Raw genomic sequence first — 10,063 nt, 5'->3', positions numbered from 1 at the left:
GTCGAATTTCCATATTCGGTCCATCGCTGCAAAGCTGATATCAAAAGCCCCTTCAGTAATTTCGGAAAAAAAGAGTGCGCGTTCTGTCAGCTCAAAGACTTCCTTGTCAACAACCACTGGCTTGATACCAGCATTTTTATTGACTTCTGAAATCTGGGTATGTGGCATCCAGTCAGATATGAGATGCTCTATCCGAGTGACTTCCGCGACTACTGTATCGATATAAGCATTGGCTGTCGATGAATCTTTTGCCACAATAGTTATTTCGAACCTGCTTCCCATTAAACGCACCGCTCTTTGCTGAAGCACCTGGGCACTCGAACAGAGCCCGGATAAAACCAAAATCACTGTTAAAACCTGTTTCATGATCAATAGCAGTCCGTTAAAATCTGTCCTCTGGACTGGTAGAAGCTCAGGGCTTTCCCATTTAGCCGCTGGCAAATTTCTTCCAGCAATTCAATGACATTCTGCTGCATAGCAAGCGATCCGCAAATCATTATTGCTCCCCTCTCATCCAAAGTTCGGGCAACAAAAACTTCGTCCCTGGAAATAATATCCTTAACGTATTTCTTTTCTCCTTCGCGTGAAAAGGCAACATGTAGCTGATTTAATCTTTGGTTTTCAATGCTATCATTAAGGAGCTTCCGGTATACACTGAAGGAGAGATCATTCCTGAACCCGCAATAAAGAACACAGGCTTTTTTATTCTTATTCTGGTCAATCATCCCAAGAAAAGGTGCAATACCCGTTCCGTTTGAAATCATAATCACCGCGGACCGGTCATTTGGAAAATGGAAATGCGAATTTTTATCAATACGGGCTTTAAATGTCTGGCCAGGGATGAGGGTATTTAAAAAGCCGGATCCTAAACCATTTTCATAGAGCTTAACGCTCAGCAGGATGGCCTCATTTACTTTTCCAATTGAATACAGCCGCTCCCGATGATCATGTGCAGGATGAATTACCAGAAGATCTCCTGAAGTATATTTTACGCGGCCGGAAGGTTTCAGGGTAACCAGAAAAGACCCGCCAACCTGGGTCGGTTCGGTACGTCCGATCACAGTTAATTTGTGCGGCAGTAATTTCGGCTGAAATGCTTCTTCAGAAATATTCATGGGCACCCCCGCAAGCTTCGCCCAGTGTGTAGCCCAATGCATAAACTGTTCAGGTGACCTGTCGTTAACCGTATGGACCTCCAAAAGCTGCGTCGCCCAGTCCTTCATGGAAATTTTATTATCGACTTCAAATGCAAACTTGCAGAAATCAGGATAAGCATGGGAACCAAAACCCAATACTGAAAATTTAATGCGGTTTAATTGCTCCTTCTGTTCCAGGCGATCTAAGAACTTCCTGGCGTTCGTGGGTGCGTCGCCGAGCCCGTAGGTGGCTGTCAGGACGATAATATGTTCCGCCTTTGGATATGTGGTATAGCTATTAAGCTCACCAATGAAACACTGTTCTCCGGCTTCCAGTAGTTGCGTACAGATTGTATTCGCAAAACGAAAGGTGTTCCCGTTTTCAGAACCAACCAGGATTATAAAGCGGCTCTCGTCAGCCCTGAACTTATTTTTAACTTTATTCGACCTTCTCTTAAGCGTAATGGCAAAACCTGAATAAATAAAGAACAGAATATTAACTGTAGCGATCGCCAGAATAATAGACCATATTCTGCTGGCTCGTCCGGTATGAAGGTCAAGACTAAGCACGGTGGCCATAGTGGTAACAGTGTATTCTACTTCACTAAGAATATCACCATTAATCTGATTAACAACAATTTCCCGGTCTTTCAGCTTCAGAGTAAAATAATCTTCCGGATCCTCTGAAAAGGGGAACTCTACACTTTGAACATCCCCTATTAAGGTATTCCGAAAAACAGGAAAGTCCTTTGCAGGCTTTGGGGATTCGGTACTAATGGATTCGAAGTCGATACTATGCGAAATTTGTTGGGTTTCGAAAATCCCAAACCTTTCCAGCGACAAATATGTGCCGGTGATGGCGATTATTATAATAGGTATCAGAGAAAGGCGGCCTAAAACTACATGGTAATATTGAGCAAAATTCTCCGGTACGATCCGGGTAAAAAAGCGCTTTACACCATGTTGCCGCTGGATGACGAGGACCGTCCCGCTTAATGCAATTAACAGAAGCAAAAAGGAAGTGATCCCAATAAAAAATCGCCCCAGCTCTTTTAAAAATAGTGAGCGGTGAAAGGCGGTTACCCACTCGAAGAAACTGTTCTGGACAACAGGTACACCAAGCGATCTTCCTGTTCTCGGGTCAATATATACTGTTACACTTTCACCTTCCTTATCAGTCCCGTTAAGGATAACAAATTGATTGTGATCAACCGTGATTTCAGTGATTTCAGGATAAGATTTCCTGATTGCTGGGATACTTTCAGCAAGGGTTATGCTATCAAAATGACTTACTTTATAGGGAAGTGACTTTTGAGCAATGGGTTCAAAAGCCAGAATAATGCCGGTAACAGAGGCAAGCAGTATAAATACAAAAGAAGATAAGGCCAGTGCAAAATGACTAAATCTCCAAATAGAAATAGTCATTTTGCTTAGTTTGGACTCATCCGGACGTATCGTATATATCCTTTACCGTCGATTTTCCCCGAAAGGTTTGCAGTTGTCAGAGGCACTTCCAGGTCTTTCGCATGATATTCCTTATCCTCTACAGCAACTTCAAATCTCAATTTATATCCTTTGTTTATCTTTGAATCTTCTATCTCAAAGACTTTAATGCTGCGATCACCTCCTGCTACAGAAGCCCCTGTGATAGCGCTGATATTGGCCGGCTTCTTTTTGTTAAAATCATGCCACTCCTCCAAATCTTTATACCATTTCTTGTTTTTTGCAAACATATAAATGGTCTTTTCATACGCACCTTTTGGGTTGATCAGAGATACTACGATGTACGCTTCTTCCCCTGCATAATTCGTCATCTGGATCATGCATTTATACTTCTTGCTTCCCGCTTTTTGCGCGCTTGAAACAAACGAATTACCGACAATTGCTATCAGTACCAGGATTGCCTTAAATAAATTACCCATCTTACTTTAAAAATTCAATTGACACTTTATTTTTTGACAGGAACTCATTTTCTCCCGCTAAATCATAAGCGGTCTCATCGAATTCTGTTTTCGAGCTCTTGTCAGCACCGATCTCCAAAAGATATTTTATCACACCTGGATCTTTTGCGCTCATTGCTGCTTTATGAAGTGCAGTATAGCCTTCTTTGTTTTTAGCATTCTTATCAACATTCATTCCATGGATTTTCTTCAAAAGATCCAGGTCATTTTTGGCTACTGCCAAATGATAAAGTGTATTACCATTTTTCTGGGGAGCTGCCAGATTGAAACCTTTTTCCTGAAGCATTTTTAACTTAGCGTCAAAAGCTGCAGAGTTTTGATCCAAGTAAGATTGGATGAGGTAATAAGCAAGATTATCACCATTCGTGTCGACAGCATTAACGTCTGCACCTTTTGCAATTAGTGCTGCTACAACTTCCGGGCTGTTACCTCTAACGGCAAGTGCAAGTGCCGAAGCACCGCTTTTATTCTTCTGGTTGATATCTTTTACCAGGCCCGCAAAAAGTTCTATAGCACCTAAATCACGGTTTGATGCAGCGGCATTCATTAAGGCTGTATTCCCTTCATTGTCGGCTTCGTTGACATCAACGCTTTTAGAAATAAAATATTTGATAATTTCCGACTGCTTATCTCTCCTTGCAATGCCGTGGAGAACAGTCTCTCCATTGTTCCCAACAATAGCAGGATTCAATTTCAAGCTTTCGAGGTATTGGTATACTTCCATCGTATTAGCTCCACCTCTTCCTCCTAGTGATGCCATAATAAAGGCATTGTCGTTATACTTTACTCCCTTTTCAAGAAGCTTTTTCAAAACGTCGATCTTCCCGGTCCGTGCAACATAATTAAATACCGTGTTGCCGCTTTCGTCCGTACTATTGATATCCAAGCCTTTGGAAATGAAATAATTTAAAAGAGCAAAATCTTTATCAGTACCGGCACTCAACAGCAAGGCATTGGCACCATTCTCATTTAGATCTTTTTTCAGGTCCGTTCCCTTATTCAATAAAAGTTCGTAAACCTTCGTATCAGGCTGCCCTGATCCTGCTGCAAAATTCAATGGGCTGGCACCATGATCATCAATCAGGTCTGTTTTCGCCCCCTTACTCAGCAGATATTCCATCAATTCGGTATTACCGGCAGAAGCAGACCAGAAAATATACGTTCTGCCGTCATGTGTAAGCTTGTTTACATCATTGCCCTTTTGCGTAAGAAGGAATTTAATGGATTCATTCGGGGCTTTCTCTGAAATCGCCAGAACAGCCGGGTCATAACTTCCCGCATTCAACTCTGCCGGATCATGTCCTTTCTTAATTTGTTCCTGGATAGCGCTTACGGATGGACCAGTTTTCCAATAAGCACGGTCTAAGAAAATATTGGTCTGCGCAAAAGCACTCAGGCCCCCTAATGCGATCAAAACTGTAAATAAGTATTTCATTCCTGTGAGTTGATATTCTAAAATGATTTGGCTTGCTTGAAAAGGCCGCAAGTTAATAAGAATTATTCTAAATAGTGTATTTTTAGATTGCATATCCCAAAAAAACCTGGCTTAGAAAAATGAAACCCACGCTGGAAATAGGGGTTAAATACCAAAGAAAGCGAATTTATTGTATTTTAATTTTTACAGCAGCTAATGAATCGATTTCGTTGCGTGCCAAATAAATGAGCCTTAAGATTGGAATTAAAGATTGTTATGAGAATACTGTTGCCGATAATTGAACTATTCCGTGCTTTGGTTAAGATTCATTTCTTCTGCCTTCAGCGTGATTTCCTTAACTATTTCGTCCAGTTCATGGGCGGACTCAAGAATATATCCCAGCAATTCAGACTTAAGCTGTTCATCACTGGCAGGATGTTTAATTAAGTCGATTAGTCCCATCAGCCTGGCGATTGGAGCACGTACAACATGTGACTGGATCCAGGAAATTTCGCTGAATCGTTGATTTTGCTTCTCTATGGCATCTATATAATTGATACGCTCTGTAATATCATGAGCTACCATTATATGGGCTTTTCTGCCATGGAAAAGTATTTCGCTGGTCTGGTTCTCCACGAAGATTACTGCTCCATCCTTCTTTTGATGACGGAAAATTTCCTTTTGATTGGTCTTATCGACATCATACCATAAAGATAAAGAGGGGGGCGTTTCTGCTTTCAGTTCTTTCTCAGGTATTAACTGACTAATTGTCATTGACAAAAACTCCTCATGAGTGAATCCATACTCCTCGATCGCTGCATCATTAACATCAAGGAATTTAAGACTATCTACATCATAAACCCAGGTAGGATCAGGACTCAAGTGAAAAAGATTGCTGTAACGCTTCTGTGATTCCTCCAGTTCAGAGTGTGTTTTCTTTCGTTCGATATTGTAAATGATGCTTTTGTAAAGCGAGGACGGAGTCAACTCATCCTTCAGAAGATAATCGGAAACCCCCAGCGCTAAAGATTTCACACTAAATTCAAAATCAGAATATCCCGTAAGAACAATAATTGGGCAATCCGGGCATACATCCACGATTTCAGTAATTAATCCTGTTCCATCTCCATCAGGCAAAGTCAAATCAAGCATGATCAGGTCGAACTTTGGCGAAGATTCAGCAATCATTATTTTTTTCGCCTCTCCCAAACTCGTGGCAACTATAAGGTTAGGCATGTGAAAATATTCCATCACATAATCTTCGATGAGCATAAAATCACCGGGATTATCTTCGATTACTAACAGATTATAGTGTCTAGAATCCTTTCTGTTCTGCATTCAACATTATTTAGGAAGCTGTACAATATTAATCCAAAAATCTTCAATTTTCGATATAGCTTCAATAAAATCCGTGGCATCTACAGGCTTGGTAATGTAACAGTTCGCGTGGTTCTTGTAGGATAAATTGATATCCTTTTCAGCTGATGATGTAGTCAGCATAATCACTGGAATGTGTTTAAGTTCCATATGATGTTTAACGTATTGAAGTACTTCGTGACCGTTAATCCGGGGGAGGTTCACATCCAAAAGAATCAGATCAGGAAGCGTACCTGATCTTAAGCCTTCAGCAAGGAAATCTAATGCCATCCTGCCATCACGTACCACTCTGGTATTATTGAGAATTTTCCCCTCTTCCAGGGCTTCTGTGGTAAGAAGTATATCCCCTTCATTATCTTCAACTAGTAATATCTCGACAGGCTTCATAATATAAGGAGCTAATACAAGTATCGTAATTTATAAATATACATCATTATTTAACGCCTTGCATCGCAACTAAAGTTTCGGGGGGCTCATCTCACGGTTTATTGGTTTCGGTATGGTAAAGAAAAAGGTACTTCCATTTCCCTCTTCCGATTCAACCCACAGCTTCCCTCCGAGGTTATCCACGATTTTACGACAGATGGCTAATCCCATCCCAGTTCCTGAAAACTCGTCCTTTGTATGCAGACGCTGGAAAATAATGAATATTTTATCAAAATAATCTGGTGAGATACCAATTCCATTGTCCTTCACCCAGAATTCCCAGTGTTCGGGCGTTTCCGAATATCCTATTTCAACTAGAGGGGTAACCCCAGGGGGATGATATTTAATTGCATTGGATATTAGATTCTGCAAAAGCTGGCGAATATTCGTTTTGGGAACAACGATGGAAGGCAGTTCACTCAAAACAAATAAAGCTTTTGTATCCTCGATATTTTTACGGAAAAGAATTAGTATTTCGCTGACTACTTCATTAAAATTTACTAACTCGAACTCCGCGTCTACCCGGCCTACCCTGGAAAAGTCAAGCAAATCCAGTATTATTTGACGCATTCGTTTCGCACCATCTACAGCGAAATGAATATACTGGTGGGCCTTTGCATCCAGCTTGTCGTCGTACTTCCTCTGGAGCTGGGTCAGAAAACTGGAGATCATCCGCAGGGGTTCCTGAAGATCATGGGAGGCCACATAGGCAAATTGCTCCAGTTCACGGTTAGAAACAGCAAGTTCTTTAACTTTAGTTTTTAAAACCTTATTGAGCTCTCTTACCTGTATGTCATAAATTTTCCGTTCCGTTATATCTTTAAAGAAAACCGAGAGGCCATCAACCGAGGGATAGGCACTCACTTCATGCCACTTGTGCAATGATGGGTAATAGTCTTCAAAATGCAGAACCTGATTCGATTCTATAGCTTCGAAATAATGAGCAAAAGAACGGGAATCAACCATTTTAGTGAAGACTTCCTGCAAATGGTGTCCCACCGCCTGTATTTTCGTTATTCCGAGCAGCTTTTCTGCTTCCCTGTTCCAATAAGTCACTGTCCCTACCTTATCTACCGCGAAAAAGCCATCGCCAATACTCTCCAGAATAGTGTTTCGCTCATGATAAGCTTTTCTTATTCTTGCTTCAGCCTGCTTGCGTTCTGTAATGTCAGTATGTATCCCATATACTGCCTTAAGCTGCCCGTCTTCGTCTAATACAGGTCCGCCGCTCAAATAGTAACTTATTAGATCGCCCTTTGGATTTTTAACTTCGACATCGCCCTGCCAATATTTACCCGACAACAAAGTATCAAATACCTTAGCTACCAATTTTCGGTTAGCATAAATAGACTCCGGATGGTGGTGAATTGCTGGATCATATCCCAGAACCTGGGCAAATGCAGGGTTAACATAAGTGGCTTTGCCTTCCAGGTCTACGATAGCTATACCGTCCCTGGAATTATCAATTATCTTTTTAAACTGCAGTAATTCGAGTTCTGTGTTCTTCCGGTTTGTCACATCCCGAAAATAGACTGTGAGCCCTTCTTCTGAAGGGAATGCACTGACTTCAAACCAGCCATTTACAGGTGCGAAAAATTCTTCAAAACGTACCGGAACGTTTTCACTAACAGCTCTGTGATACTCCGAATAGAATTTTAAATCAACTGCGTTTTCGAATACTTCCCAAAAGTTCTTATCGACAACATCAGAGCGCATTAACGACAAAAGATTTTCCGCTTCATGGTTCCAATAAGTAACTACCCAGTTTTTATCGAGTGCATAAAACCCATCCTGAATACTTTCGAGAATCGTATTCTTCTCGTCATAAATTTTAAGGAGTTCAATTTCAGCAACTTTTCTGTTTGTGATGTTCTGAAGACTGCCGTACAATTTCACACATTTGTCATTAACAAATTCAGCCTCACCGATTGCCCGGACCCATCTTTTGTTGCCTTTGGCTGTAACGATCTCCAATTCCATATCCCAGGGCGTTCCATCAATAATTGCTTTCTCAACCGCATTTCTAATGGTATCCCGGTTAAGCCCTTTGGGATAAAAGTTGACAGCCGTTTCCAGATCTGCTTCGAAATCGGGCTCAACTTCATGGATAGTTTTAGTAACTGACGACCAATAGATGGAGTTATTCTGCACGTCGACCTCCCATCCCCCCATCTCGGCCAGTATATTGGACTTTTCAAGTAGAACTTCTAGTTTTTTCTTGTCCGTAATATCCTTTGCGACAGCTAACAGGAGGCCTTCTTCAGGCGATGGGGTGCTGGTCCAAGCAAGCCATATTATTTTTCCTGACTTAGCGATGTATCGATTCTCGAAATAAAATGTACTCTGCCCGGAGCCAGGGCTTCCGATCAACTGGCCTGTGATATCTCTATCATCGGGGTGAATAAAAGCAGTTACTGGCAATGATAACAGCTCCTGTTCGGTATACTCCAGCATCTCACAGGCTGCGGGATTGATCTTTTTGAAATAACCATCAGTACCAGCAACTGAAATTACATCCGGGGCAAAGCTGAATATCTGCTTCAGCTCCTGATCTAACTGCTTTCTCTTTATTTCCGAACTTAAATGCTGACAAAAACTATCTCGAAAAGCCCCGTATTCCAGAAGATATTCTCCCTTTTCCTGGAGACAGAGGACGAGCACCCCGATAAATTCATCATTATAAATGAGAGGTAACCCAATCGCGGATTTCAAAGCAGCTTTTTTAGCCGCAGCATTCCGCAGGAAGTTTAAATTGGTATCGATATCATCCCAATACTCGATTCTACTGGTCTGCCAGACTTTTCCAGGCAATCCCTCACTCGAAAGGAAACTTTTGACGCCAAACGATTCCTCATAGAATATATCGAACTGTTTGCCTTTAGTATGCCGGGCACCAAGTTTTAAATGCTTTTTATCCGATTCTGGAAGCCAAATTTCAACAACGGAAATATCACCGTAAGATAGGATATGCTGAAGAACCTGAGAGAGTATATCATTCAGATGAACTTCAGGCTGGTTAAACAGGCGGCTTGTTTCCGTATGTAATGATTCCTGCCTTTCCCCAATTTTGACTTCACTAATATCGTGCATTGCCCCTACCATCTTTATCGGGGTACCGCTTTGATCCTTAATTAAAATGCCCTTGTCCTCAACAAATGCATACTTACCGTCTGATTTTCTGAATCGGTATTCAAGGGTCCAGGTTTCTGCATCTCCGTTAATAATTGATTGGATCTCTTCAAGGGTTTTTTTCACATCGTCTGGATGGACATGATTCTCCCAGAATGTGCTATGGCTTTTGGGGATATCAGCCGCAAACCCAAATAAAGTCTGGAAAGCACCTCCGTAATATACTTCATCCGTCCTAAGGTTCCAGTCCCATATCGCATCAGAGGTAGCCCGGGTAACATACTCATAGCGAGCTTCACTGATCATTAATTTTTCCAGTGCAAGCTTATCTTTTGTAATATCCTGGACAGTCCCTTCGAATATGATTATTTCCCCCTGCTCGTTCCTCACCAGGTTGCCAAGGGTATGAACCCACTTTATTGTTCCATCTTTGAGCATGATGCGGTGCTCAATATCATGCTGAATGCCTGTGTTAAAGGCCCGTTCCCTGCTTTTCAAAAACTCTTCACGATCGTCCGGGTGAATGGTATTGAAATAAGAATCATAATCCAGATGGAAAGTTTTTTTGTCGAAGCCCCAAATATTATAAACCTCATCCGACCAATGCAATCCCTTACTGC

At 41.5% G+C, this 10,063-nt stretch carries 7 protein-coding genes; all 7 read right to left on the bottom strand.

Features of this window, described 5'->3' with window-relative positions:
* Positions 1-366: FAD:protein FMN transferase (locus WBJ10_RS11825; RefSeq protein WP_424290544.1), on the bottom strand; the 366-nt coding region annotated here is incomplete at its 3' end.
* 2 nt (positions 367-368) lie between these two features.
* Positions 369-2,561, bottom strand: a complete 2,193-nt coding sequence (locus tag WBJ10_RS11820; RefSeq protein ID WP_424290542.1) for a PepSY domain-containing protein — start codon at positions 2,559-2,561, stop codon at positions 369-371.
* Positions 2,562-2,566: 5 nt separating this feature from the next.
* Positions 2,567-3,058 carry a DUF2271 domain-containing protein gene (locus WBJ10_RS11815; protein WP_424290540.1) on the bottom strand — a complete coding sequence of 164 codons (492 nt, stop codon included), beginning with the start codon at positions 3,056-3,058 and terminating at the stop codon, positions 2,567-2,569.
* A 1-nt stretch (position 3,059) separates the two neighbouring features.
* Positions 3,060-4,532 carry an ankyrin repeat domain-containing protein gene (locus WBJ10_RS11810; RefSeq protein WP_424290538.1) on the bottom strand — a complete coding sequence of 491 codons (1,473 nt, stop codon included), beginning with the start codon at positions 4,530-4,532 and terminating at the stop codon, positions 3,060-3,062.
* 282 nt (positions 4,533-4,814) lie between these two features.
* Positions 4,815-5,849, bottom strand: coding sequence for a PAS domain S-box protein (locus WBJ10_RS11805; RefSeq protein ID WP_424290536.1), 1,035 nt, complete (start codon positions 5,847-5,849; stop codon positions 4,815-4,817).
* Between the two features lie 6 nt (positions 5,850-5,855).
* Complete coding sequence (locus tag WBJ10_RS11800) at positions 5,856-6,275, bottom strand: response regulator (RefSeq protein ID WP_424290534.1); 420 nt, start codon at positions 6,273-6,275, stop codon at positions 5,856-5,858.
* Positions 6,276-6,344: 69 nt separating this feature from the next.
* Positions 6,345-10,063 (bottom strand): PAS domain S-box protein (locus WBJ10_RS11795; protein WP_424290532.1); only part of this gene is annotated, 3,719 nt, incomplete at its 5' end.

Source organism: Daejeonella sp., assembly GCF_049655485.1.
Taxonomy (GTDB): Bacteria; Bacteroidota; Bacteroidia; order Sphingobacteriales; family Sphingobacteriaceae; genus Daejeonella.
This window is presented reverse-complemented; position numbering and strand designations above follow the sequence as displayed.

Excerpts from the sequence above, each read along its gene's own strand:
- WBJ10_RS11820 (WP_424290542.1), bottom strand. The coding sequence starts at position 2,561 with ATGACTATTTCTATTTGGAGATTTAGTCATTTTGCACTGGCCTTATCT.
- WBJ10_RS11815 (WP_424290540.1), bottom strand. The coding sequence starts at position 3,058 with ATGGGTAATTTATTTAAGGCAATCCTGGTACTGATAGCAATTGTCGGT.
- WBJ10_RS11810 (WP_424290538.1), bottom strand. The coding sequence starts at position 4,532 with ATGAAATACTTATTTACAGTTTTGATCGCATTAGGGGGCCTGAGTGCT.
- WBJ10_RS11805 (WP_424290536.1), bottom strand. The coding sequence starts at position 5,849 with ATGCAGAACAGAAAGGATTCTAGACACTATAATCTGTTAGTAATCGAA.
- WBJ10_RS11800 (WP_424290534.1), bottom strand. The coding sequence starts at position 6,275 with ATGAAGCCTGTCGAGATATTACTAGTTGAAGATAATGAAGGGGATATA.